The following is a 25,541-nucleotide window of genomic DNA, read 5'->3' as shown; positions in this document are numbered from 1 at the left end:
CTTGCGTGACCGCTCTGCGTTCCGCAGTGGTACTGAGCGGTGCTTCTTCTATTTCATTGTTCATGACGATTTCGTTGAGTCGCCCTTCTTCGCGGGCTTGGCCGCGCGCACGACAGTGCCGTCCTTTAGATCGCGAATAGCCTGGTACGTGCCGGCGACGATCTTCTCGCCCGGCTTGAGGCCGCTCACGACCTCGAAGTACTGCTCTCCCGCGATACCTACCTTTACGGGCCGGAACGTGACCTTGTTGTCGGCGCCCACCACGAATACCCCGTCTGCGTCCTTTTTGCCGACTTCCTTGACGGGAGTCTTGCCGACCGCGGTCGCCGAGTCACCACCGCTGGTGACCGGCCCGTTCTCGCGGATCGTGAGGGCAATGATCGGGATCGCCAGCGCGTGGGGCCTGGTGTCGGTGATGATCTTGGCCGTGGCCGAGAAGTCCGGGCGCGTCTGCGCCGGCGGGTTCAGCAGCTGTACGGTGACGTAGTAATCCACCGCCTGGTCGGCCTGAGAGCTGGTGCCGGTCGTCGCCGCGGTGGTGAGCGAACTGTTCGATATCTCCGTCACCTTGCCGCGGAACGTGGTGTCGGGAAAGGCGTCGATCTGGACGATGGCCGAGTCACCCACCTTGACGTGGGCAACGTCGGTCTCGTTCACCTTGACCTTGGTTTCCAGGTTGCTCATGTCGCTCACGGTGAGCAGCGTTGCGGCGTCCTTGTTGAGCGTGCCCTGGATCGCCGTCTCGCCCTGCTCGACGTTGAGACGCGTGACCTGGCCGTCGATTGGCGACACGATGGTCGTCTTGTCGAGCGAGCTCTGCGCATCGCGAAGCGCCGCTTCCGCCTGGGCTACCCCGTGCGTCGCGTTGTCCACCAACGCCTGGTTCACCTTGACCGCAGTCAGAAGCTGGTCGATCTGATCCGCGGAAACCAGCTGGGGATTGCGCTTCTGGAGGTCGGCGGTGCGTTGATACGTGCTCTGTGCCTGCGCCAGGGTGGCCTTGGCCTGCTCAACCTGTGCGCGGCTGCTCGCTACCGCCGCCACGTTGCGGCCGACCGCAGCCTGATACTGCGACGGATCGATCTCCAGGAGGAACTGACCCTTCTTCACCATGTCGCCTTCCTTGACCGCGAGGCGCGTGATGCGGCCCGAGACGTCGGACGCGACATCCACTTTCGTGTGTGAAGCAACCTGCCCGCTCGCCGTGACCGACGCAACGAGGTCGCGTGTGCCGACCGGTTCGATCTTCACTTCGACTGCCTTCGTGCGTCCCTTGGTGGCTGCCACGACTCCGATCAGCACGACGGCGGCGAGTGCTGCGACCGCGACGATTGACTTGGTGCGTTTCTTCATTGAGATGTCCGTTAACGTAGAGGACGGCCAACCGCGCTCTCCAGCGCGGCGACTGCCTTGTGGTAGTTGTAGATCGCGTTGATCCGGTCGTTCTCCGCCTGTGCGTAAGCCGCGCGAGAAGTGGTGAGGTCAACGAATGTCGCGAGGCCGACAGCGTACTGGTCCTGAACGAACTGGAGCTCCTGCCGGGCCTTGGCCGCGTTCTGTTCCTGGAGCGCAACTGTCTGCTTCGCGGTCTGTAGCGAAAGGTATGCAGCACTGACGTCTGCCTGCAGCGCCAGCTCGCGAGAGCGCACGTTGTAGCGTGCATTCTCGCGCGATACGACGGCTTCCTGCACGCGTTGTTCACGTGCGAATCCATCGAACAGGGGGAGCGATATCTGCGCAGAGACGCTGTGCGGAGACGGCGTGAACGAGAACGGGAACTGCGAGTTGGACGCCCGCAGGCTGCTCGCCATCGCAGGTGTGAAGGTGATGTTCGCGCACTGCGCGAGAGTGTTTGGCAGACCCACCGCCTGCCGTACTTCCTGCGTGGCGACGCAGGAGGAGTGCGCCGAGTTGGTCTGCGCCTCCGCCTGATTGATCAGGAAACCCGCGTCACGATACTGATAGGTATAGCCGCCTATTCCGGTGGACAGTGTCAGCGTCGGCGTGTACTCCGTGCGCTCGCTCTTTACCGTCAGGTTGGCGACATCCTCGCGCGAACGCAGAGCTACGATGCCGGGGTTCTGGCGCCTGGCCATATCGAGCAGATCTGCGAGCGGCGGCAGCGTGTCGCCTACAGTGAACGTCGTCACGAGCTCGACGTTCGCCGGTTGCGCCACGCCCATCTGCTGAAACAGGCGCAGCTTGTCGATGTCGTTCTGATTCCGGGCCTGAAGCAATGCAACCTGCTGCTGGCCGAGCGCGACTTCCGCGCGCTGAACGTCGAGAAGCGTTCCTGTGCCGACCTGCGCCTTGGCGCGTGCAAGCTCCAGCTGAACCTTCGCGTTCGCAACGAGCGAATCGTTCAGCTGCGTCAGCGCGAGACTCTGCAGTGCCGTCAGGTAATCCTGCCGCACTGTCGCCGCGAGCGCTTCCTTCGCACCGGCGATATCGGCGTTCACCGCGGCGACGTTCGCGCGCTGCACCTTTGGTGCGATGAAGGTCGCCCCGTTGATGCGATAGTTGAGACCGATGTTGTACTGCGACTGCATGACGTCGCTGTTGGCGCTCAGCGATACACCGTTGAAGAACTGCTGTCCGCCCTGCTGGTACTGCCCGCTGAGCGACGCGCTGAGTTGCGGCAGGAGACCACCGTAGGCACTCCTGAGCGCGAGCGACGCGTTGCGTGCGTTGTTGCGCGTCGTGAGGAAATCCGGATTGTTGTGCTGCGCCAGCGCCACCGCCTCGTCGATCGTCAGGGCGGTCGGAGATGCGTCGGGCAACGTCGCGCGACCGGTAACCTGCGCGCGTGCGGAACCGGGATTGGCGACCAGCGCAGCAACCGCCGCGATGCCCCAAATCAGTCTGGGCTTCATGTATGAATGCGTGAGAGATTCGTTGTTGGACGGCGCCAGTACCGAAAGCCGTTTATTCTGTGGTGTATCAGTCAACTAATACACTATGTCTGTCCGGTGTTGCTGTCAAGCAATTTCTTCAACCATTCTCGCATGGCGGCGCTTCATCATGGAGACCTGCCGCACCGTCATGTCAAGCCGGTTCTTCGACGCTATTCGGACGGGACCGGTGCGAGGAAGATCCGCTCGCTTACCCGCGCGCGGATTCGCTCATAAAGGGCACGCCCTTGTTCCGCCGAGGCGCCTGGATCGGCTTCCTCGACGCGGACGAGCGATGGGGTGAGGTACAACAGGAGCGACGCGTAAATACCCCCACGATCGTCTTCGCTCCGTCTGACACCGGTAAGATTGGAAAGGTTTACAGCGAACAGATCCACGACACGCACGCGGGCGCGGGCCGTCCCTACGGTCGAGATCGCCTCGAGGTGCGGGTCGTACCCGTGCGCGGTCAGGAGGACGAACTCGTTGATGCCATGGCACTCCCAGGACGTGAGCAGATCGTTCAGCATCCTGTGAAGTGTCTTCTTTCGGAGCGTCACGCTCGCCGGATACTCCGGCTCCGTCGCGGCGTTCACGCCGTACTCGACCGTGGGCGCCCGGAGAACGCCGAATTCGGCTGACAGCGCGTCTGCAACGTGGTCCACGACGATGGTCGATGCGCCCATCGGGAGACCAGAGTGCGTTTTTTCAATGGTGCCGACAGGGAGAATCAGTCGCGGGTCGCGCGCGAGCGTCTCCGCCACGTCGCCTGGCGTCATCTGCTTCAGTAGCTTGGGAAGCAGCTTCGGGTCGGCGTTTTGCGGTTCTGGGGGCACGATACTACGCTCATTATGTGAAGGCAGTCCTATATTAACAGCAACCTGATGACCGCGCCCGCACCTCGCTCGATCGCCCGCCAGCGTCGCGTCACCCGCACGCTGCCCCCGCATGTGGCGGGGTGGGAGCTCCCGCCCGGCTGGCGTTGGGGCGCGGAAGGAATTGCCGGCGATTTTCGCCACTACCAGGAAGTAATCGACGGCCTGGGGCGCGCGCTCGCCCTGGTTACTGCGCCAGATCCGGCGCATCATAGGTGGCTTCACGCCGAGGCGATCGGCCTTGCGCACAGAAGCCATCCGTCGATTCCGACTACGTACCACTACTGGACGAATCAGCGCGACCGTGGACCGGGATATCTGCGCCGCTGGGTTTCCGGTGAGAGCGCAGGCGCCCGGTTCGAGGGAATGGGCGCGGCCGACGTGCCGTACGTGTTGCGCATTCTGCGCGAAGCGGGCTCGGTGCTGGCATATCTTCACACCACCGGCTCGGTGCACGGCGCGTTGAGTGCCGATGCGCTGTGGATCACGCCAACGGGCCGGTTCTGGATGCTCGAGTGGCAGTGGGCCGTACCGCGCGAAGAGCTTCCGCCCGGCCTGCATCCGCCGCTCGATTTCGCACCGGTCCCGCCAGAATGGGCGGAGCGGGGCTGGGAGCCGACCCCCGAGAGTGATCAGTGGCAGCTTGCGGCGATGTGCTTCGCCATGCTCACGGGTGAACCGGCTCCGGTGCACGACACCCCACCCGTAAAGCTGCTGCGACCTGAAACCCCCGAGTCCGTCGCGCTCGCGCTGGATCGCGCGCTGCTGCCGGATCCGGCCCACAGATTCGAGTCGATGGCGGCGCTCATTCGCGCTGCTGAGCGAGGCTACGGCGCAGATCCCGGCGGCGCGCCGAACCGTGGCAAGACGCAGGTCGCAGTTCCCGAGGACGCGAACGAGCGTGCGGTGCGCGACGCCGTTGGATACGACTACGAAATCCTTTCCAAGCTCGGCAGCGGCGGGTTTGGGACCGTCTGGCGCGCCCGCGACCTGGCCCTCGAGCGCGAGATCGCTCTCAAGGTTCTCCATCCCTACATCGCGCGCGACGCCGAGGCGGTCGGCGCCTTCTGGCAGGAGGCTCGGCTCGCAGCGCAGCTGGCACATCCGGCGATCGTGCCGATCTACGATTGGGACGGACGACAGGGACTGTCGTGGTACACGATGGAGCTCGCCGAAGGCGGGTCGGTTGCGCAGCTGATCGCGCGTCGCGGGGCCCGTAGCCTGGAAGAGATTGCGCCTCACGTCGATCTGATACTCGATGGCCTGAGCGCGGCGCATGCGATTGGCGTGGTGCACCGCGATCTCAAGCCGGAAAACGTTCTGATCGACAGATATCATCGCTGGCGTCTGACTGATTTCGGAATCGCGCACGTGACTGGCGAGGGCAGGATGTCGAGCGGCGGATCGCTCGATTTTGCCGCTCCCGAGCAACTGCTTGGCGAGGCCCAGACCGCAGCAGTGGATTGCTTTTCGCTTGCAGCGGTGGTCGCGTTCGTGCTTACGGGAGAGCTTCCATTTCGTGGCAGTGATGTGCAGGCCATTCTTGCACAGCAGCTTGGCGAGCGTACCGAGCTGTCGGAGCTTCCGACGCCGATCGAGGAGTGGCTGCGCACGGGACTGTCGCCGCGGCCGTCGAGTCGCTTCGCGGATGCCGCCGAAATGCGATCAGCCTGGCGGGCCGCTGCGTCGGCGGCACTCAAGCGAGAGCGTGCATTGCGATGGTGGCGGAGATTGCTTCCGACATGGCGTCGATAACCTGCAGGGTTGCTCCAGGTGTTGCTCCAACTGTTGCCGGCAGGTTTGATGGAGCGAGCGTGGCGTCAGACTTGCACTCTGGCGACCAAACAGCGTGTGATTTCTGCGAAGATTCTGAATTCAAGTGTTTACAGCGGTATTGTATCACCATGTACGCTAGCATTCTGTATCATGATCAAGCAAATTGAGCGCGTTGTAAGCAGGCCGCGAATCGGACCTGCGCGTGGCGTCCACATGGGACGGCATGCATCCTGCCGGGTAGGCGCGCGACGAGCGCAACTGGCTCCGATTCAGTCCTTCCTCCATCCCAAGGAGATTCAAGATGTTATCTAAGCGTTGGTCCGTCTGCGCCGCAGCGGCCTTGCTTTACGGAGGAGTCGCGGCTGCCCAGCAGCCCGGCACTCTGTTGCTAGGCGGCTTCGGCCAGTACACGATCTTTGACGGCTCCCTTAAAACCGGTGGAAGCACCGGCGCGGGGATCACCGACAACAAGTTTGGTTTCGGCGGTCGCATTGGAGCGTTCATCGCTCCGCATTGGGACGTAGAAGCAGAAGGTTCCTATACCAATGCCGCAACGAATGGTCCCGCCGACATGAAGTATGGACCGATCGCGGCGCGCCTGGTTTATGGGCTCCCGATCTTCACTAATACCTCGCTCCTCATCGGTGCTGGTGGCGTACTCTCTCCGTTCCACAACGACGTTGTTGGCGCTGGGAACTACTACACGTACCGGTATGGTGCGACGGGCGACCTCGGCCTTCGCGTGATGCTTGGTGACATGTGGGCGCTTCGCGGCGACGCGATCGCCGACTACGCACCGTCGTCACCGAGCATGAAGAACTTTCGTTTCCAGGCCGGCCTCGAAGTGATGCCTGATTTCATGACGTTGATGGGCAAGGGAGCGACCGCTCCTGCGAACTTCGCGTGGTGGGATGATCAGCCGCAGCCTCTGCCCGGAACGATGGAGCTCAAGGGCTTCGGTTCGTGGAACCACTACGATAGCAAGCTCGGCTTCGACACCGGCTTCGGCAACTCGATCGGCTATGGCGCCGGTCTTGGTGTGTTCCTCACGCCGAACTGGGAAGTTGAAGGCGACGGCTCTTACGTCAACCCGAAGACGGCGACGACGCAGGGTCCCCCGGTCGGAACCAGTTACGACAATGGTAATTTCTCGCTGCGCCTGAACTACAACATTCCAGTGTTCTCGCGTAGTCAGTTCATCATCGGTGCTGGTGCAGTTCGCTCGAGCTTCCATCGCAGCGACAACGCACCTGCAACGTGGACGTCGTATGCTTACGGTCCAGAAGGTCTCGTTGGATTCCGTCTCGGTCTCGCGAACCGCATTGCGCTTCGCGTCGACGGCGTCGCCAACTACCTGATGGGTGATTTCAAGACGACGAACTTTGGCGCTCGTGCTGGTCTGAGCTTCATGCTCGGCGGCGCGTCGCGTACTGTCATCGACACTACGCACGTTCCACCGCCGCCACCACCGCCGCCACCACCGCCGCCACCACCGCCGCCGCCACCGCCGCCGCCGCCGCCACCACCGCCAGTGGTTGTCGACTCGACGAAGATCACGGCCAGCATCTACTTCGACTTCGATAAGTCGGATATCAGGACGGATGCACAGGCGACGATGGATGCCAAGATCCCGTACCTCCAGGCGAATCCGGGTATGCGTATCCGCATCGAAGGAAACACCGACGAGCGCGGCTCGGATGAGTACAACCTGGCCCTCGGCCAGCGCCGTGCAGCCTCGGCCAAGAAGTACCTCGTCGATCATGGTATCGACGCGGGCAGAATCGACATCGTGAGCTACGGTGAAGAGCGCCCGGCTTGCACGGATCACAACGAGACGTGCTGGCAGCAGAACCGTCGCGATGATTTCCGAATCCTCGTGATCGGTAGCGATTCAATCAAGGCGCCGCAGTAAGCGGCACTCCTTGGGCTCAACGGGCGGGGCGGCGAAAGCTGCTCCGCCCGTTGAGCTTTATGGGGACGCAAGGTCCCGCAGGCACCAGGGCAGGATTGGCCTCAGCATCGCTCTGGGGACGCAAGGTCCCGCAGGAGCCAAGGCCTGTTTGGCCTCGGCATCGCTTTGGGGATGAAAGTTCTTGCAGGCATCAAGGCAGGACTGCCCTCAGCATCGCTTTGGATCGGGTGACAGGCACGGATGCATCCGTGCCCCACATTCGCGTGGCTTCGGTTACGCCTGCAACGCGGGGTGTTGAAGTCAGTCGTCGTCCGGGGACCGCGCTTTCGCGGCGGTGACGAAGTTGGCGGCGACGATGACGGAGGGCCGCGCGAGTACGACGGCCGCCGCATTCGGCGCGCCGCGATCCGGACAGATTCCTAAACGATGTCCGCTGCTTCCACGTTCTCGAACTCTGGCGGTGCGGAGTGCAGCACGAACGCGGGAACGCTGGTGTTGATCACCGTGTAGAGAACCAGAGCACCGAGAACGTACTTCTCGACACCGAAGTTTACGTTCAGTATGTCGACAATGACGAGCGTGAATACCAGCGTGGGGATGAGCGCGACACCGATCCTGCGTGCGACCGCAGTTGAATCCTTGAGAAAGGAACGGCGTTGAAGCATCGTGATCCCGACGCGGACTGGAATGAGCAGCACTATCAGGAGTAGGCCCACGAGGATCGCGCGCATCGTGATCTGCTCACGCACTATCTCCGTCCCGGCGTGAAAGAAGTAGAACGGGATGAACACCGACCCGAACGACTCGAGCGCATCCACCATCTTCTCCGACGACATGGCCGGCAGCTCCGATCGGAACCGCTGCGCTGCGATACCGACGAGAAATGCGCCTACCAGGTAGTAGACGCCCAACCGCGTCGTCGCGTACGCGCATACGATCGCGACCATCAGCAGGAACGCGAACTCCGAGCGCGGAGCGTGCGGCGCGACCAACCGCGCGAAAAGCCGAAACATGAATGGGATGATTGTCACCACGACGATCATCGCCGCGACGGCGAACGCCAGCCTCCCTATCGAGGTCGACTGGAGCACGAAGAAAAGTACTGTCAGTGCAAGCAGCTCCGACGCGATGACGTAGGTCTTCACGGCAAACCGCTCGCCCTCCAGCAGGCCAAAGCCCGACAGGGACGAGAGTATGAAGCCGGTCGATGGCGTAAGCAGCGCGAGTGCGATCAACACCGCCGGACGAGTGGCGAAGCCGAAGCCGAACGCGATGATCGTAGATCCGAGCGCGAGAATCACCGACCAGACTATACCGTGCACGACGAGCGGTGCCGCCTGTCGTTTGAGCTCGTGCCCATCGATCTCGAGTCCTGCGAACAGGAACAGCGCGACGATTCCGAATGTCGACAGGAGGTGAAGTGTCGGATCGTTGTGAAACAGTCCGAGTGCCGTCGCACCGGCGCCCATGAGCAGGCTGGTAATTGCGCTCGGCAGCCGGTACCGTTGCAGGGCTTTCGGCACGACGAACAGCGCAAACAGCAGAACAACGAAGGCGATGTCGCCGGGCACCTTGCTCACCGGGGACGGCATCCCCACGGTGCCTGTAGGGTAGACGATCTTCGGCAGCACCGGCGTCTGCGGTGGGTCACGAAGACGTAGCGTCATCGCCGAGAAGTCGAGCGTCACACGATCGGCGGTTTGCAGTGCGTCCTGACCCAGCGCACCCGCATAGAATTGTGCGCGCAAGTCCACGTCGCGCATCAGTGCATGCACCGAGCCGATCCTGATCGGACGGCCGTTGACGCCAAGCGTGATGCCGGGAATCATGTACGACGGCATCGACGTAACGCCACCGTCCAGCTGGGTGCCAACGTACGTGGTCAAGGTGGCGGATCTGGTCGCTTTCGGAAACTCACGCACAAACGATGGATACAGCAGTGTCCTGGACGCACGCGAATCGAGCAGCAGCGCGATCCGGCTGGTGTCATACGACGCGGCGACGACAGCCGCACCATCTGCAAGTGCCATGTTCGGTGCGGCGGACGAGTCATTGTCCGCACCTGGCGAGGACAGTGCGATGTGTCCGTCGCGCATGAATGAAACGCTGCCGAGTGCGGACAGAACCGGCAGCCCGATGATGCCGCTTACCGGATAGCGCATGTAGCTCAACTGCAGCGAGTCGTCCGGTGCAACGATGACGACAACATTGGCGAGCCGGGCTGTGCCTATGTTCATGCTGCGAACGACGCCGATTCGCGCCGTGATCGTTCGGCCGCCAACGGTCGTGTGCACGGAGTCCTTGAGAATCTGAACATTGTGCGATGCCGCGGTTGTCGAATCTATGATCGTGAACGTGGCGCCCGCGTCAACGCCGAGGCGCACGCGTGGCGCGGTGCTATTGATGAGCGCAACCGCCGCGAATGCCACACTGTCGTTTGGAACCGGCGACGTATTCGATTCCGCTGTCCACCTGATGCGTTGTGGAGGTACGCTCGCCAGTGCGTCCGCGCGCTCTGCACGCTGCGTAAAAAGCGACCGGGTGGCGGCGTCGAGCGCGCCCCTTCCGACGCGCAGTGCGCGCCGGTACGTCGCGGCCGATTCGCGATAGCGAAAGACGCGCGCATAACTATCGGCAAGCGCATCGGCAGCGTCTGCCAGGTGTGATCGGCTGAAGCCACGGGGCATGCTGTCGATGAGCGGCGCGAGCGATTCGATTGCGCCGTCATTGTCGTTGAACGCGTGTGCGACGATCCCCCGGTAGAACTGCACGTCCGGACCAGTTGCACCACCGGCTGTGCGGACCGCATCGCGCAGATCGAAGAAGCGATGCTGGCTGTAGAGTGTGTCCCACGACGCGGGGGCAGTCGGCAGAGGCGCCGGCGGTGCAGGGCGTTGAGCGTTGGCACTTCCGGAGCCAAGGGCTAACGCGACGATGAACAGACCGCGGGCGAGCGACGTACCGGGGATGGCGCTGGCGAGGGCTGTCGGCGTCATGAATTCAAGCTAATCCGGGAATCGGTGAAATGACTCTCCGCAAGCAAATCCGATTCAGCTCATTGTCGTGAAATGAGCGAGGTTGATCGGACAGGGAGAGCACATGCTAGCAGCGATAAGATCGGCCGCCGTCATCGGCATCGATGCCTACAACGTGACAGTCGAGGTTGACGCAGCGCAAGGCTTGCCGCAATGGACCATTGTGGGCCTGCCAGCCGGCGCTGTCAAGGAGAGCAGAGAACGGGTCGGAGCCGCGATAGTGAATTCGGGGTTCACGCTTCCGCCTCGGCGGATAACGGTCAACCTTGCTCCGGCGGACATTCGCAAGGAAGGTACCGCGTTCGATTTGCCGATCGCACTCGGCATTCTGGTCGCAACGGGGCAGGTCGATCCCGGCGCCGTCGAGAATCGGATGTTCGTGGGCGAATTGAGTCTGGATGGCGCGGTGCGCAACATACGCGGCGCGCTCTCGGTCGCGCGCCACGTCGGTCGCGTTTCGCCGGGATCGGTGCTGGTCGTTCCGCCAGCGAATCACGCCGAGGCGGGTCGCGTCACGAATATCCTGCTGGCCGCGCCCGCGACGTTGCGTGAGTTGGTCCTGCAGCTGCGTTGTGACGAGCTCCTGGTCGCGCGCGCGGCGGAGTCCGCTGAATCTCAGCGTGCGTATGAAGTCGACTTCTCGGACGTCGTGGGTCAGGAGAGCGCGAAGCGCGCGCTGGAAGTCGCTGCTGCCGGCTCGCACAATCTGGTCATGATCGGGCCGCCAGGAGCTGGCAAGACGATGCTCGCGCGCCGTCTCCCGACGATTCTTCCCGATCTCAGCGAGGAAGAAGCGCTCGAAGTGATTGCGATTCACTCGGTTGCTGGGGTGTTGTCGCCTGAGATTACGCTCGGCGCGCGCCCCTTTCGTGCGCCGCATCACTCGATATCGGGTGCAGGTCTCATTGGAGGTGGAAGCAGCCCGCGCCCCGGAGAGGTTAGCCTCGCGCACAACGGAGTTCTGTTTCTGGACGAGATGCTGGAGTTTTCGCGCGGAGTGCTGGACGGATTGCGACAGCCGTTGGAGGATGCCTCGGTCGTCATCGCGCGCGCCGCGATGTCGGTGAGCTTTCCCGCGCGATTCACATTGGTCGGCGCCACGAATCCCTGTCCTTGCGGAAGGGCCGGCGAGCCCGGTCGCAAGTGCAGTTGCGGAGCGGCAGAAGTTGCAAAGTACGCTGCGCGAATGTCGGGTCCGCTCGTCGACAGAATCGACATGCACGTGCCCGTTGGTGCAGTTGCATTGCGTGACCTGAGTGCAGATGCCGAAGGTGGCGATAATTCTGCTGCAATGCGCGATCGGGTCGGTCATGCGCGTTACGTTCAACGCGCGCGCTACCGGGCGTTGCGCGGCGTCACGTGCAACGCGCACGTTCCCGGGCGCTGGCTCGATCGCCACACTCCGATTGACACGGATGCGCGCACTCTGTTGCACTCGGCGGCTTCCACGCTCGATCTGTCGGCCCGTGCATATCACCGCGTGCTCAAGGTCGCGCGCACCATCGCAGATCTGAACGGCGACGAGCGAATCGCCCCGCCGCATGTCGCGGAAGCGTTGCGATACCGACCATCGGTGCGAAAGTGAGCGCCGACTCCCGAGACGTCGACTTCGTGGGGTGCCCGGAACGCTCGCAATGCGAAACAGCACCACCGCGTTATTCTTCGGGTACAGCATCGGGTAGCCAGTCGGCCACGGTCATGAAGAGACATGGAGAAACGATGAACGATACGTCCGCTTCCGATTACTCAGTCCCCGCCGGCGTCGACATCGGCCACACCCATCTCAAGGTCGCGGACCTTGATCGCGCCCTGGCGTTCTACCACGGTGTGCTCGGCTTCGACATAACGCAACGCTACGGGACACAGGCGGCGTTCGTTTCGGCCGGAGGCTATCACCATCACATCGGCCTCAACACGTGGGAGAGCCGTGGCGGGACAGCGCCTCCGCGGGGACACACCGGGCTTTACCATGTCGCGATCCGGTATCCGACCCAGCGGGACCTGGCGATAGCGGTCAGGCGCGTCATGGCTGCAGGTATCCCGCTGCAGGGCGCCGCGGACCACGGAGTGAGCGAGGCGATCTATCTGAGCGATCCGGACGGGAATGGAATCGAGCTTTACTGGGATCGTCCGAGCGAGGAATGGCCACGATCGGAAAGCGGTTTCCCGCTGATGGGGACAGATCCGCTGGATCTGGAGAAGCTGCTGCAAACGGCGGATTGACTATTTCGGGTTGAAAACGGATTCCCGCGCTCGCGGGAACGACGGCTCGTGTGGGAACGTCAAAGCTCCGCAGGGTAGGCGGGGCCACCCGCTACCGGCTAATTTTCGGTATGTTCGGCTGCCTTAGAAGAGTTGGATGCCTCATAGTTCTGGCCGCGATCGTCGCCGCCGGCTACTACTGGTGGACGATAAAAGCATCTCCTTCGGCCCCTGCGGCTGGAGCGTGGCACGCCGTGACAGCGGCCGACGCGTCGGCGGGCGAGTCTGCCGTGACTGGGCTCAGGGCAAGCCAGGGCAAGGTGTTCGCCAATCTCACACCTGCTCAGGCCGTCGCCTACCTGATCCAGGCGACTGCGAAGCAGCTGCCTCCATCATCGACCGACGTCGAGGCGATGGTCTCGGGCGACCAGCTTCACGTCCGCGCAGTGGTGCCCCTCCGCGAGTTGGGTGCTGATCGCGCTCTCGGTCCGCTCGCGTCGATGCTCAGCGCGCGCGACACGGTCGAGCTGGCGGGCCGCGTCGACCTCATCAAGCCGGGGCTGGCGCAGATGCACGTCACCAAGGCGCAGATCCATCAATTCGCAGTGCCGAACGCAATGCTTCCAAAGCTCGTGCAACAGATCCGTCACGACGCGCCACCGGGAATCGCACCGGATGCATTTCCGATTCCGCTCCCCAGTTACATCGGTGATATTCGAATCGCCGATGGCAAAGTCACGCTCTACAAGAACGTCCAATAATGAAAGTCTTCAAGAACTTCGTCGCGGGTGCATGGGTCGAGCCGTCCACGGGCAAGTATTTCGACAACCGCAATCCCGCTGATCTCAATGACGTGATCGGAAAGTTTCCGCTCTCGAATTCGACAGACGTCGATCGCGCTGTCGCGAGCGCAAAACGCGGATTCGAATTGTGGAAGGCGACGCCAGCGCCGCAGCGTGGCGACATCCTGCGCAAGGCAGGCGATCTGCTCGTCGCGCGCAAGGAAGAGATCGCCGACGCTATGACGCGTGAGATGGGCAAGCCGCTCACCGAAACACGCGGCGACGTTCAGGAAGGAATCGATACCGCTTACTACGCGGCCACGATGGGACGCCAGCTCTCCGGACGCACCGTTCCGTCGGAGCTGCGCAACAAGTGGGCGATGAGCTTCCGCCGCCCGATCGGCGTCGCGGGGCTGATCTGCCCGTTCAATTTCCCGATGGCGATCCCCACGTGGAAGATGTTCCCAGCGCTCGTGTGCGGGAACTCGGTGATCTTCAAGCCCGCCGAGGATGTGCCGCACACCGGGACATTGCTCGTCGAGATCCTGCTCGACGCAGGGCTACCGCCAGAAGTGATTCAGCTGCTGCATGGAACCGGTGAAGATGTCGGCGCTCCACTGGTCGAGCATCCCGACGTTCCGCTCATCTCGTTCACAGGATCGACCGCGACCGGCAGCATCGTCGGTGCAACGTGCGGGCGCATGCACAAGCGCCTGTCGCTCGAGATGGGTGGCAAGAACGCCCAGATCGTGCTCGACGACGCAGATCTCGATCTTGCACTCGAAGGCGCGCTCTGGGGCGCGTTCGGAACTACGGGCCAGCGCTGCACCGCGACCAGCCGTCTCATCCTGCAGAAGGGAATCCACGACAACTTCCTCGGCATGCTGGTCGAGCGTACCAAGGAGTTGAAGCTGGGCGACGGCAGAAAGAAGGGCGTCGACGTCGGGCCTGTCATCAACGAAGCAGCGCTCCGGAAGATCGAGCACTACGTTGATATCGGGCAGGCCGGCGGCGCGGATATCGTCTGCGGCGCGCAGCGTCCCAGCGGTGATGCTTTCAAGGACGGCCTCTTCTACGAGCCGACGATCTTCACACGCGTCGAGCCGACGCAGAGGATCGCCTTCGAAGAGATCTTCGGGCCGGTGCTGTCGGTAATCCGCGTCTCGACGCCGGACGAGGCGTTTGCGGTGAACAATGCCGTCAAGTACGGCCTGTCGTCATCGGTCTACACGCGGGATGTCAACATCTCGTTCCGGGCTCTACAGGAGCTCGACAACGGCATAACGTACATCAACGCCCCAACCATCGGCGCCGAGGCACATCTGCCCTTTGGAGGGGTAAAGCAGACTGGCAACGGCCATCGCGAGGGCGGATGGGAAGTGTATGACTTCTATTCCGAGACCAAGGTGGGCTATGTCGATTACTCCGGCACGCTCCAGCGCGCTCAGATCGATACTTACCTTGGGACGCCGGACTAGACAGACTTCGTATTGCTTATTGCGCATGACGACGGGCAATGGATCCCCGCTTGCGCGGGGATGACGGCATCTGGTAGGGCGCTTGAAGACCGGCCACACAGAGGTATACTGAACTCGTGATGCGTGGATTCGTGCGAGCGGTTTTGCAGCTGGGAGCGTCGGTGCTGCTGTTCCTGGTAACGCGCGCTCTGGTGGTCGAGATGTACAAGATCCCGACACCGAGCATGCAGCGCACGCTGCTTGTTGGTGACTTCCTGGTGGTCAACAAGATGGTGTACGGCCCGGAGCTGCCGTTCACCCACATCAAGCTTCCTGGAATCCACCAGCCGCGCCGCGGCGATGTGATCGTATTCAAATGGCCGTCCGATCCATCCATCAACTTCGTGAAGCGGGTGGTCGGCGTACCGGGCGACACGCTGCTGATGCATGACGGAGTCCTCCAGCGCAACGGGTTCCCGCTCAAGGAGAGCTACGTCACCCATACGTCGGCCGACGCCGACATGGCCGTCGATGAGTTTCGGTGGCAGCGGGATTATCTGGTCAAGTCAGCCCGTGCGAGTGAAGCGTACTGGCCCTCCCGCAACAACTGGGGCCCCCTGGTAGTCCCTCCGCACGATCTCTTCGTGCTCGGCGACAATCGCGACAACTCGCTCGACAGCCGGTACTGGGGCTTCGTTCCCGACTCTCTCGTCCGCGGCCAGCCGATGTTCGTTTATTTCAGCTACCGGCCCGATTCTGCCTCCGCCTGGAGCTGGCTCACCAACGCCCGCTGGAAGCGGCTTGGAACGATCGTTCGATAACTCGAAAACCGACTGGCCGCATCATATGATGGCGGGCCCCCTTTCAACCTGTTGGTGGTCGGGTAGAATTAGAACGGATGAAGCTGCCGTCCAAGCGAAAGGAATTTGTTGATGAGGGCCTGCTGGATCAGTACCTGCGGGACATCAGTGCATACCCACTGATCTCCCGCGAAGCTGAAGCTGCACTGGCCGTCGGCATTCGCGCGGGCGATGAAGAGGCGATGAACCAGCTGGTCCGCGCCAATCTCCGCTTCGTCGTGTCGGTTGCAAAAAAATATCAGAACCAGGGCGTCAATCTCTCGGATCTAATCAACGAGGGAAATCTGGGACTGATGCGCGCCGCCAAACGTTTCGACGAGACCAAGGGGATCAAGTTCATCTCCTACGCGGTCTGGTGGATCCGTCAGGCGATTCTGCAGGCACTGGCCGAGCAGTCGCGCATCGTCCGCGTGCCGCTGAACCGCGCGGGTGATCTGCATCGGATCGGAAAGCACGCGGCAATGCTGCTCCAGGACCTGGGGCGCGAGCCGACGCATCATGAAATCGCCGAGGGGATGGGAATCTCCGAGGAAGAGGTCGCGCGCACCATGGCGATCTCGCACACGCACCTTTCGCTCGACGCGCCAATGACGCCGGGCGAAGACAACTCGCTCATAGATCACCTTGCCGATACAAATCGCCTTCTGCCGGATGAAGAAACTTTCGAGAAGGCACTCATCGAAACTGTCCACAAGTCGCTGCTCATCCTCAAGCCGCGTGAAGCACGCGTGCTGCGCATGTATTTCGGCCTCGACGGCGACGAGCCGATGACGCTCGAGGTAATCGGAGAAGTACTCGGTGTGACGCGCGAGCGCGTGCGTCAGATAAAGGATCGCGCGCTCCTCAAGCTGCGCCATCACTCCAAGAAACGCGCGCTCGAATCGTTCCTCGGCTCATGAAGGTGGGGCTGGTCACACTGGGATGTGACAAGAACACGGTCGATTCGGAACGCTATCTCGCACAGCTCGCGGCATACGGCGGCGAGATGACGGAAAACCTCGGCGACGCCGAGGTGATAATCGTGAATACGTGCGGCTTCATCGACGCCGCGAAGAAGGAGTCGCTCGACGCGCTGATCGAGGCGGGTGAGTACAAGACGAGCGGCGTGTGCAGCACTGTCGTCGCAGTCGGCTGCATGGTGGAGCGCCACAAAGGCGAGCTGCAGGAAGCTCTTCCGGAAGTCGACCTGTTCCTTGGTGCGTCGGAAACGGATCGGCTCATCGAGGAGCTCGCGAGCCGTGGTGTTCTGACCGGTGATCCGATGCTGGAGCATCCGGGTGTCCGCCTGTACAGCGGTGATCTGCCGCATGTGCGATATCTCAAGGTGAGCGAGGGATGTGACCACGGGTGCGCCTTCTGCGCGATCCCCCTGATGCGCGGCAAGCACCGGTCATTTGCGCCCGAAGAAGTCGTGGCCGAAGCGCAACTGCTGGAGATGCAGGGCGCTCGTGAGATCAATCTCGTGGCGCAGGATCTGGCGCACTACGGGCGCGACATACGCGATCGCACAGTCCGACTGCCGGATGTGCTGCAGATGCTCGTCGATCAGACGACGGTACCGTGGATCCGGATGTTGTATCTGTATGCGACCGGAATCACACCACAGCTGCTTGAGCTGGTCGCGCGCGAGCCGCGCATCATGCCGTACATCGACATGCCGATTCAGCACGCATCGGATACGGTGCTCGAGCGGATGCGACGGCCGGAACGCGCGCGAACTATACGCGCGAACGTGGAGCGCTTTCGTGCTGCAGTGCCGCGCGTCGCGATTCGCACCACTTGCATTGTCGGCTTTCCCGGTGAAACCGAAGCCGACTTCGAGCAACTGCTGGAGTTTCTCGAGGATGTGCAGTTCGAGCGCGTTGGCGTCTTCAGCTACTCGCCACAGGAAGGCACGCGCGCGGCTGAGCTGGACGACGACGTCCCGGAATCAGTCAAGCGCGACAGGCTCGAGCGCGTTTCGGATCTGCAGAGGATGATCACCGCCGAGCGGTACGAAAGCCGGCTCGGCACGCCGGTTCAGGCGCTGGTGGACAGAATCGACGACGATACGGGTCTTGCGGTAGCCCGGTTGCCCTGGCAGGCAGATGACATAGACGGCGTGACCTTTCTGGATGAGCGGTACACTCCGGGCACGTTGCTGGAGGTGGTTCCTCGCGAAGTCGTGGACGATTACGACTTCAGCGCGGAGACGATTCGTGTGATCAGCGAGCCGGTGGGGGATATCCGAATCTCGCTGCGGCGGCAACTGCCACTCGTGTCCACGACCATAGGAAGTTTCGGACGGTGAGCGTTGCGCGTCTTATGAGCGTGAAATCAACGCTCGTATTCGCGATGGTGTTCCTTGGCGCCTGCGCCGGCGGGACACGGCGGCCCGTGGTGGCACCGGAGCCTGTTGCATCGGCGCGCACCGAGCCGCGCAGCAATCTTCCACCGTTGAATCTTCCGCCCGACTCGTCGCGTCGCCGCGATACGACGGCTGTTCAGGTGGCCGACGTGCCAGTTACCGTGCTGCCGACGATCATCGGCCACAGGTCGTCGCCAGCTCAGGGCAATGCGCGTCCAGCGGGCGGTGTTTCCCGCTCCGACAACGATCAGACAGTCCGCATCGCGTTGGCGATTGGACGGCGGTCAGCGCGGATCTACGCGACCGGCGACTGGAGCGTGTATGACGGACCCAGCGGCAAGGCGCTGGCGACATTGCATGCCGGCGACAGCTTCACTGTCGAAGCGCGGGACGGAATGCTCGTATCCAGTGGTGGTCCCGTTCCATCGGTACGCGGGCCACTGATCGCCCGCGCGACCGACTCTGATGCGTTCGTCGGATTCGACGGTCATCGCTATCGCGGCGAGATAGGCATTGCCGTCGCGAACGACGGTGTGTCGGTCATAAATCGCGTCGGCATGGAGGACTATCTGCGCGGTGTGGTGCCACTCGAGATCGGTACCGATCGCACCGCGATCGAGAGCGCTGCCGTGGAGGCGCAGGCGATCGCTGCGCGCAGCTTTGCGTACACGCGCATGGATGATTCGCGTCCCTACGACATGCTGGCGACTGTCGCGGATCAGGTATACGGCGGGGTGGATGCGGAGAGGCCGTTGTCCGATGCCGCCGTTGCCGCGACGCACGACATGGTGATGATGTACGACGGACGGGTGATCAACGCGCCGTATCACTCGAACTCCGGCGGCGTGACTGCGGCCGCGAGCGAGGTGTGGCGAAGCGGTGACGAGCCTTATCTCGTATCGGTGAGCGACAGGATACCTGGCACCGATCACTACTATGGCGAGGACTCGCCACGATTCAGATGGACCCGCACACTCAGCGGATCGGAGCTCGCATCGCTGCTGGAGCGCTACCTGCCGCAGTATTCGTCGGCGCAGCGCGGTCGCGTCGGGACGCTGCGGAAGATCACGGCCAGTGGTCGCACTCCGTCGGGACGGGTAGCTGGTCTCGTCTTCGAGACCGATCGCGGCCGGTTCACCGTACGCGGCAACGACGTTCGCTTCGTACTCCGCACCCCCGGGGGTGACATACTGCCGAGCACTCTGTTCACGTTCGATGAGAGCACGGACAGCCGCGGGCGTGTGACTCAGCTGACCATCAACGGAAGCGGTAACGGTCATGGCGTGGGGATGGACCAGTGGGGGGCGATCGCCCGCGCCCGCGCGGGGCAGGACGTGATGACGATTCTTCACACGTACTATCCGGGAACCACGATCGGGCGAGTAATTTAGGTAATGGCATCCACTCCGCCGATCAGAGTCGCCGTAGTAGGGGCAGGGGCGATCTCGCAGATCGCGCATCTGCCGCTGCTTTCCAAGGCGAGAGGCGCAACGCTGGTCGCACTTTGCGACAACGATGGCCCCAAGGCGCGCTCCCTCGCCGAGCGGTTCGGTGTGCGCGACGTGTTCACCGACATCGATGACCTGTTCGATTTTGATCAGGTGGATGCAGTGGTGATCGCGACGCCCAACCATCTGCACGAGCCGCACGTGCTTGCCGCCATAAAAGCGGGCGTGGATGTTCTGTGCGAGCGGCCGCTGTCGCTCACGTCACGTGGCGTCGAGAGAATTCTCGCTACTGCAGCGAAAGCCGGACGCAAGGTCGTGGTGGGCAACAACCACCGGTTCAGGACCGACGTGCAGCAGTTGCAGCGCTTCATGCGCGGCGGCGAGCTTGGCGCGATCACTGGAATTCGCGGTGGCCACTATCAGTTTCGCGGACAACAGGGCGGTTGGCGCTATCGGCGTCCCGAAGCTGGCGGCGGCGCATTCCTCGAGCTTGGTTATCCGCTGCTCGATCTCGCGCTGTGGCTGACGGATTTCCCCGAGGCAGTGCGTGTGAGCGCGCAGTTCGACCGTGGGCGTGGTGCATCGGCTGTGGAGGACAGCATGGCCGTGCAGATCGAGCTGGCTGGCGGATTGCTGTTTACCGCGGACGTTGCGTGGAACTATGTCGGCGAGGACGATCGCTGGTGGTTCGAGACGCGAGCATCGCGAGGAAGCGCTCGGCTTGCACCTCTGCGTGTGGTGAAGTTGTTGAATGGCAGACCTACCGACGTTTCGCCTACCGGCGCTGCAGCGCGCGAGAGTGCCTTCATTCAGAGCTACCGCGCGGAGCTGGCGCACTTCATAGCGCTGGTACGCGAGGAGACGCCGTACAAACTCCCGTCAGATCAGCTGGTGGTACAGAAGCTGGTGGAGGCGGTGTACAAGTCTGCCGAAGAAGGGCGCGAAATTCGTTCGTGAAGCGTACGGATGAAGTGAAGCGCGCGACAGCTGCACTCCTGGTGCGATGAAGATTCGCGCCGGCGGCATCGTGCCGAGTCGTGCCGAGGCACTGGCCGCGCTCGCATCGGCGGCCCTCTTCGCGATATCGTTTCCCCCGTTCAATCTCATCGTACCGGTGCTCCTGTGCCTCGTACCAATCTCGATATTGGTGACGCACGCGGCGGATCGGGAAGGTCATGGCTGGCAGGCGGCGCGCGCGGGATTCTGGTTTGGCTTCATCGGCTACGGCGCAAACCTGTACTGGATCGCGGTCGCGCTGTTGCTGTACACCAAGCTCGCTCTCCTGGGTTACATCGGCGCTCTCGTATGGCTTGCACCGGTGGTGGGTGCGACGATGGCCGCGCTTTACTTCGCTCGAAAGCTGACTGGCTGGCCGCTGGCGATTCTCTTGCCGATCGTGTGGACAGCGTCGGAGCTGGCGCTCAATTATCTGAGTGATCTGTCGTTCCCGTGGCTGCCTCTGGGACTGGCGTTCGCGCACGTGCCGTTGCTGGTGCAGGTCGCCGATCTGAGCGGAGTGCGCGGCGTCTCGTTCTGCATCGCAGCGGTGAATGGCTTCGTCGCCGACGCGTGGTTGTACAGGTCGAGCAGACGCGCCGCGACGACGCGAATCGTCGGTGCCGTGGCGGTTCTCGCCGTCGTGGCCGCGTACGGTGAATGGCGCATGGCGACGATACAGCTGAGGCCGCTCGCGCGCATCGCGATCATACAGCCGGACATTCCGGAAGAAGTAAAGCTCACGACTCAGGATCCGTCGGCGCACGTTGCGAAGCTCGCGGCCATGACGCGCGCGGAAGTTGCGCGCTCTTCACCCGATCTGGTCGTATGGCCCGAGGCTGCGCTGGACCGTTTCCTCTGGCAGTATCCCGGATGGCTCGACTCGCTTCGTGCGGCGGTCGCTGAACATCCAACGCCGATGGTCGTCGGCTTCATGGACTCGAGTGATCCGCGGGTCGTCCCGTTCGCGTATTACAACGCCGCGCTGCTCACCGATCCGCGCGGCAACGTGAGCCCGCAGCCGCCATATCGCAAGCATTACCTCGTTCCGATCGTGGAGCGCGTGCCGTTCCTCAATCCCGACTGGTTTCAGGGCGTCAATTATTTTGGCGGTTTTGGACGCGGCACCAGAGAAGAACCATTTCATCTGGCGTTCGGCACGGCCGGCGTGCTCATCTGCTACGAATCGATCTTTCCACAGCTGGCGCGCGACTACGCGAAGCAGGGGACTTCGGTTCTGTTGAACATCACGAACGACGCATGGTTCCAGCGAAGCAATGCGCCGTACCAGCACTTCGCGCATCTGTCGCTCCGTGCGATCGAAAATCGTCTTCCGATCGTGCGAGCGGCCAACACCGGTATCTCGGGCTGGATCGATCCGCTGGGACGCGTGCGCGCCGAGACGCCGATCTTCGTACCGCGTAGCGCTACGTACGATGTCGAGGTGACGTCGCAGCGGACGCTTTACACGCTCGTCGGCGACTGGATCGGGGCGCTGTGCCTTGTCATCACCGTCGGTTTCGTGTTTGCTGCCTGGCGCAGCTCTCGCCTGCGTCGAAAGAGCGTGGACCGCGCAAGCGCATAGCTGATTCGCGCAGCTGACGCGCGCAGCTCGACGATTGCTTCAGTGCGCTCCAGCGGTATCGGGCGAGGCGGTGGAATCGGTGTCGACTTCCTCGAATCCGATGATGTTGGGTGACATGGTCCAGATGATTCTTCCAGTCATGTCCGACCCGACGGTAAACACCTCCGACGTAATCGCGCGACGGAGCGGTCGGGTGGCGAGCAGGCGATACGGTTCGGAGAACGACACCGGCTTGAAGGTGAAGCTCCTGGTCGCAGCCGGAGGGACGCTACCCAGCAGGGTGCGGGCCCCCGATCGCGTGACAGCATAGATGGTGAGGTCGGTTGGAAGCGGCAGATTGTTCTGCACTTGGACGATGACAGGGACGGTGGGACCTTCGGTCCGCCCCCGTAACGAGGCACAGCCCGCAGCAGCAACGACGGCGGCGAGGGCTATGGCTCTGAGCGAAGCTCCGGTGAACATCTGATCCTCGGCGTTGGATCAGGCTATATGGGCAAGCCCCGGGCCCGTAAGGGGCAGGCCCGCGTGGCTGCATGGGGGGTGACGAGGCTCGGCGCGACCGAACTACGCAAAGATTGTTACAACGCTGCCCGGGGTAGGCACGGGGGCCTACCCCTACTACGGGGCGGTCCGACTGGCTTCCATCCGATCCCCGGCCGGATTATCTTTAGAGGCTAGCCACACCCGAGGTCAATCCAATGAAACCAGACATCCATCCACTGTACGCCACGGCGAAGGTTCACTGTGCGTGCGGCAATACGTTCGAGACACGCTCCACGGTCGCCAACATCAGCACCGACATCTGCGCCGTTTGCCATCCGTTCTATACAGGCAAGGCGAAGCTGGTCGATACCGCAGGCCGCGTAGAGCGTTTCCGTCAGAAGTACGGACGAAAGGAGAAGGCGACCGCTTAGCGGCTCGCGTTCCGATTTACCGAAGGCCCACGAATGTCGTGGGCTTTCGTGTTTCCGACAACCGCGCCGGCATCCAGCGGCGCGCCTTCTTCCGCTAGCTTGAAGAGTGATCTTTTGCAGCGCACCACAATGACCGTCCGCCACCCATGAGTCTTCGAGACCGCCTCGTCACCGCCGTCGCCCGCGCGGCCGAAGTGGAAGCCCAGCTGAGTGATCCGGCAACCGCACGCGATTCCAGACTGCTGGCGGAGCTTGGTCGCGAACATCGCCAGCTTCAGACTGTCACGTCTCTTGCGCAGCGTCTCGAGCGGGCAGAGCGCGAACGTGCGGAAGCGCTCGAGCTTGCAGAGTCGGACGACCCCGAGATGGCATCGGAAGCGCACGCGGAAGAGCAGCGGCTCACCGATGAGATCGCGCAGATCGAGATCGAGCTCAAGCCCGCGCTCGTACCACCAGATCCGCTCGACGACCGGCCGGCAATCGTTGAAATCCGCGCCGGTACCGGCGGCGACGAGGCAGCGCTGTTCGCCGCGGAGCTGTGGCGCATGTACACGCGCTACTGTGAGGCTCGCCGCTGGCGCGTCGAGATCATCTCGCTCTCCGAAGCCACACTTGGCGGTGTCAAGGAAGTCATCTTCAAGATCATAGGGACGGGCGCGTTCGGTGCGATGCGGTGGGAGTCCGGCGTGCATCGCGTGCAGCGCGTCCCCGTGACCGAGAGCCAGGGAAGAACTCACACTTCGGCGGCGACTGTCGCGGTGTTGCCGGAAGCCGAAGAAGTCGATGTACGCATCGAGGACAAGGATCTCCGCATCGATGTCTTCCGCTCATCCGGACCGGGCGGGCAGTCGGTTAACACCACCGACTCGGCCGTGCGCATCACGCACATCCCATCCGGCATAGTCGTGTCGCAGCAGGACCAGAAGTCGCAGCTGCAGAACAAGATCAAGGGAATGGAAGTGCTGCGCGCGAGATTGCTGGACGCGCGGCTCGCCGAGCGTGAAGCGGAGCGCGCACGCATGCGCAAGACTCAGGTCGGAACCGGCGACCGGTCGGCAAAGATTCGCACGTATAACTTTCCGCAGAGCCGCGTTACGGATCACCGCATTGGACTCACCTCGCACGATCTCGCGAGCATCATGAACGGCGGAATCGAGCCGTTCATCGACGCGCTGCGAATGGCCGACGTCGAGGAGCGTCTGAGCGGTGAGTGACATGAGCGGCGGCACCGCGCGGACCGATGTGCGCAGTGTCGGCGCACTCGCGGTCGAGCTGCAGCTGCTGCTTGGCGACACTTCGCCGCGGCTCGCGCAGGACGTGATTGCGGCCCTGCTGGACGTACCGCGGTTCTGGCCCGGTGCCAACGGCAGTGAGCCAGTGGATGATTCGGTTTGCCACGCCGCGCGACTCGCGATCGCACGACTGCGATCCGGTGCTCCCTTTGCGTATGCGGTGCGCCGCGCGTCGTTCAGGCATCTCACGCTGGACGTGGACGAACGTGTGCTGATCCCGCGTCCGGAGACGGAGGGGCTGGTCGAGCAGGTGCTGCAGCTCTCGGGCGGCGGGGGCGGTACGGCCGTCGATATCGGGACGGGTTCGGGTGCGATCGCTCTTTCGCTGGCGAGCGAGGGGATCTTCGACCGGGTTGTGGCGACTGACGTGTCGCTGGATGCCCTGGCGGTCGCCAGGCAGAACGCGTCCAGGCTGGCCGGAGCGCTACGGGCGCCGGTGGAATTTCGGCATGGAGCGTTGCTTGCCCCGGTGAGGGACGTGCGCGCTTCGGTAATCGTTTCGAACCCCCCTTACATTGCATATCATGAGGCCGCCGAGCTTCCGGCTGGTGTGCGGGATTGGGAGCCGGCGCTCGCATTGTTGAGCGGCGCAGATGGAATGACGGCCACAGTGGCGATAATCCGCGGTGCCGCCGATCTGTTGCACGAGGGCGGCATCCTGGCACTCGAAGTTGATGCGCGGCGGGCGTCGCTCGCCGCCGAATCGCTGGCGGTCGATCCGCGATATCGCGAGATCTCCGTACGGCTGGACCTGGCGGGGCGCGAGCGATTCGTCATCGCGCGACGCTCCTAGGAGGTACGTGTGGCACTGGAAGACAAGGCTCGTGAGCTGGGCAGAATCATCGGTCAGAGCGACGAATACCGCGCCGTGACGCGTGCGAATGAAGCGCTGGCGGCGGACGGCGAAGCCACCGCTTTATTGCGGCAGATGGAAGGGCTCAGGCGCGAGGCGCAGGCCATGATGCAGCGTGGCGACGAGCCGACGGACGATATGGAGAAGCAGCTCGACGCGCTTCTAACCAAGGTTCAGACCAATCCGTCCTATCAGCGTGTCGCGGTTGCGCAGGAGAATCTGGACAAGGTCATGCGTCACGTGAATGACTGGATCACCGACGGGATCCAGAAAGGCGCACAGAGTTCCATTATCACGCTCGGCTGAGCAACGTACG

General features: G+C 62.8%; 21 protein-coding genes. 16 read left to right on the top strand and 5 right to left on the bottom strand.

Features of this window, described 5'->3' with window-relative positions; genetic code table 11:
• Positions 1-60: 60 nt before the first annotated feature.
• The 3 genes from V4529_10115 to V4529_10105 all read right to left on the bottom strand — a co-directional run bounded on the left by V4529_10115 (position 61) and on the right by V4529_10105 (position 3,727).
• Positions 61-1,353: an efflux RND transporter periplasmic adaptor subunit gene (locus V4529_10115; protein MES2358681.1), complete on the bottom strand. Its 1,293-nt coding sequence runs from the start codon at positions 1,351-1,353 to the stop codon at positions 61-63.
• An 11-nt stretch (positions 1,354-1,364) separates the two neighbouring features.
• Positions 1,365-2,873 carry a TolC family protein gene (locus V4529_10110; protein MES2358680.1) on the bottom strand — a complete coding sequence of 503 codons (1,509 nt, stop codon included), beginning with the start codon at positions 2,871-2,873 and terminating at the stop codon, positions 1,365-1,367.
• A gap of 191 nt (positions 2,874-3,064) precedes the next feature.
• Positions 3,065-3,727, bottom strand: coding sequence for a creatininase family protein (locus V4529_10105; protein ID MES2358679.1), 663 nt, complete (start codon positions 3,725-3,727; stop codon positions 3,065-3,067).
• A 48-nt stretch (positions 3,728-3,775) separates the two neighbouring features.
• On the opposite strand from V4529_10105, the gene V4529_10100 reads away from it, so the two are divergent.
• On the top strand, positions 3,776-5,521 hold the full coding sequence (locus tag V4529_10100; protein MES2358678.1) for a serine/threonine-protein kinase: 1,746 nt from the start codon (positions 3,776-3,778) through the stop codon (positions 5,519-5,521).
• Positions 5,522-5,843: 322 nt separating this feature from the next.
• A complete protein-coding gene (gene pal, locus V4529_10095; GenBank protein ID MES2358677.1) occupies positions 5,844-7,454 on the top strand; it encodes a peptidoglycan-associated lipoprotein Pal in 1,611 nt (536 codons plus the stop codon).
• Between the two features lie 419 nt (positions 7,455-7,873).
• Here the strand turns inward: pal and V4529_10090 are convergent, their stop codons facing one another.
• Positions 7,874-10,450 carry a cation:proton antiporter gene (locus V4529_10090; protein MES2358676.1) on the bottom strand — a complete coding sequence of 859 codons (2,577 nt, stop codon included), beginning with the start codon at positions 10,448-10,450 and terminating at the stop codon, positions 7,874-7,876.
• A 103-nt stretch (positions 10,451-10,553) separates the two neighbouring features.
• Between V4529_10090 and V4529_10085 the strand changes: the two genes are divergently transcribed.
• From V4529_10085 to lnt, 10 genes are all read left to right on the top strand, one after another.
• Entirely contained in the window at positions 10,554-12,074 is a 1,521-nt protein-coding gene (locus V4529_10085; GenBank protein MES2358675.1) for a YifB family Mg chelatase-like AAA ATPase, read from the top strand.
• A 134-nt stretch (positions 12,075-12,208) separates the two neighbouring features.
• A complete protein-coding gene (locus V4529_10080; protein ID MES2358674.1) occupies positions 12,209-12,712 on the top strand; it encodes a VOC family protein in 504 nt (167 codons plus the stop codon).
• Between the two features lie 110 nt (positions 12,713-12,822).
• Complete coding sequence (locus V4529_10075) at positions 12,823-13,452, top strand: hypothetical protein (protein MES2358673.1); 630 nt, start codon at positions 12,823-12,825, stop codon at positions 13,450-13,452.
• On the top strand, positions 13,452-14,951 hold the full coding sequence (locus V4529_10070; protein MES2358672.1) for an aldehyde dehydrogenase family protein: 1,500 nt from the start codon (positions 13,452-13,454) through the stop codon (positions 14,949-14,951). The genes V4529_10075 and V4529_10070 overlap by 1 nt, the downstream gene beginning before the upstream one ends.
• Before the next feature lie 119 nt (positions 14,952-15,070).
• The gene (gene lepB, locus V4529_10065; GenBank protein MES2358671.1) at positions 15,071-15,751 is read left to right on the top strand and encodes a signal peptidase I; all 681 of its coding nucleotides are present in this window, start codon (positions 15,071-15,073) and stop codon (positions 15,749-15,751) included.
• A 77-nt stretch (positions 15,752-15,828) separates the two neighbouring features.
• Positions 15,829-16,689 carry an RNA polymerase sigma factor RpoD/SigA gene (locus V4529_10060; GenBank protein ID MES2358670.1) on the top strand — a complete coding sequence of 287 codons (861 nt, stop codon included), beginning with the start codon at positions 15,829-15,831 and terminating at the stop codon, positions 16,687-16,689.
• Positions 16,686-18,080 carry a 30S ribosomal protein S12 methylthiotransferase RimO gene (gene rimO / locus V4529_10055; protein MES2358669.1) on the top strand — a complete coding sequence of 465 codons (1,395 nt, stop codon included), beginning with the start codon at positions 16,686-16,688 and terminating at the stop codon, positions 18,078-18,080. Before V4529_10060 ends, rimO begins: the two co-directional genes overlap by 4 nt.
• A gap of 20 nt (positions 18,081-18,100) precedes the next feature.
• On the top strand, positions 18,101-19,528 hold the full coding sequence (locus tag V4529_10050) for a SpoIID/LytB domain-containing protein (protein MES2358668.1): 1,428 nt from the start codon (positions 18,101-18,103) through the stop codon (positions 19,526-19,528).
• 3 nt (positions 19,529-19,531) lie between these two features.
• Positions 19,532-20,542, top strand: coding sequence for a Gfo/Idh/MocA family oxidoreductase (locus V4529_10045; protein ID MES2358667.1), 1,011 nt, complete (start codon positions 19,532-19,534; stop codon positions 20,540-20,542).
• 46 nt (positions 20,543-20,588) lie between these two features.
• Positions 20,589-22,166, top strand: a complete 1,578-nt coding sequence (lnt, locus tag V4529_10040) for an apolipoprotein N-acyltransferase (GenBank protein ID MES2358666.1) — start codon at positions 20,589-20,591, stop codon at positions 22,164-22,166.
• A gap of 39 nt (positions 22,167-22,205) precedes the next feature.
• Here lnt and V4529_10035 read toward each other — a convergent pair whose 3' ends face one another.
• Positions 22,206-22,628: a hypothetical protein gene (locus tag V4529_10035; protein ID MES2358665.1), complete on the bottom strand. Its 423-nt coding sequence runs from the start codon at positions 22,626-22,628 to the stop codon at positions 22,206-22,208.
• A gap of 236 nt (positions 22,629-22,864) precedes the next feature.
• Between V4529_10035 and rpmE the strand changes: the two genes are divergently transcribed.
• From rpmE to V4529_10015, 4 genes are all read left to right on the top strand, one after another.
• Positions 22,865-23,080: a 50S ribosomal protein L31 gene (rpmE, locus tag V4529_10030; protein MES2358664.1), complete on the top strand. Its 216-nt coding sequence runs from the start codon at positions 22,865-22,867 to the stop codon at positions 23,078-23,080.
• A 146-nt stretch (positions 23,081-23,226) separates the two neighbouring features.
• Positions 23,227-24,294, top strand: a complete 1,068-nt coding sequence (gene prfA / locus V4529_10025; GenBank protein ID MES2358663.1) for a peptide chain release factor 1 — start codon at positions 23,227-23,229, stop codon at positions 24,292-24,294.
• A 1-nt stretch (position 24,295) separates the two neighbouring features.
• Entirely contained in the window at positions 24,296-25,165 is an 870-nt protein-coding gene (gene prmC / locus V4529_10020) for a peptide chain release factor N(5)-glutamine methyltransferase (protein ID MES2358662.1), read from the top strand.
• Between the two features lie 9 nt (positions 25,166-25,174).
• Entirely contained in the window at positions 25,175-25,531 is a 357-nt protein-coding gene (locus tag V4529_10015) for a YlbF family regulator (GenBank protein MES2358661.1), read from the top strand.
• The last annotated feature ends 10 nt before the right edge of the window (positions 25,532-25,541 follow it).

Source organism: Gemmatimonadota bacterium (assembly GCA_040388625.1).
Classification (GTDB): Bacteria; Gemmatimonadota; Gemmatimonadetes; order Gemmatimonadales; family Gemmatimonadaceae; genus Fen-1247.
Note: the sequence above shows the minus strand (reverse complement) of the source record. Positions and strands in the feature narration are given on the sequence as shown.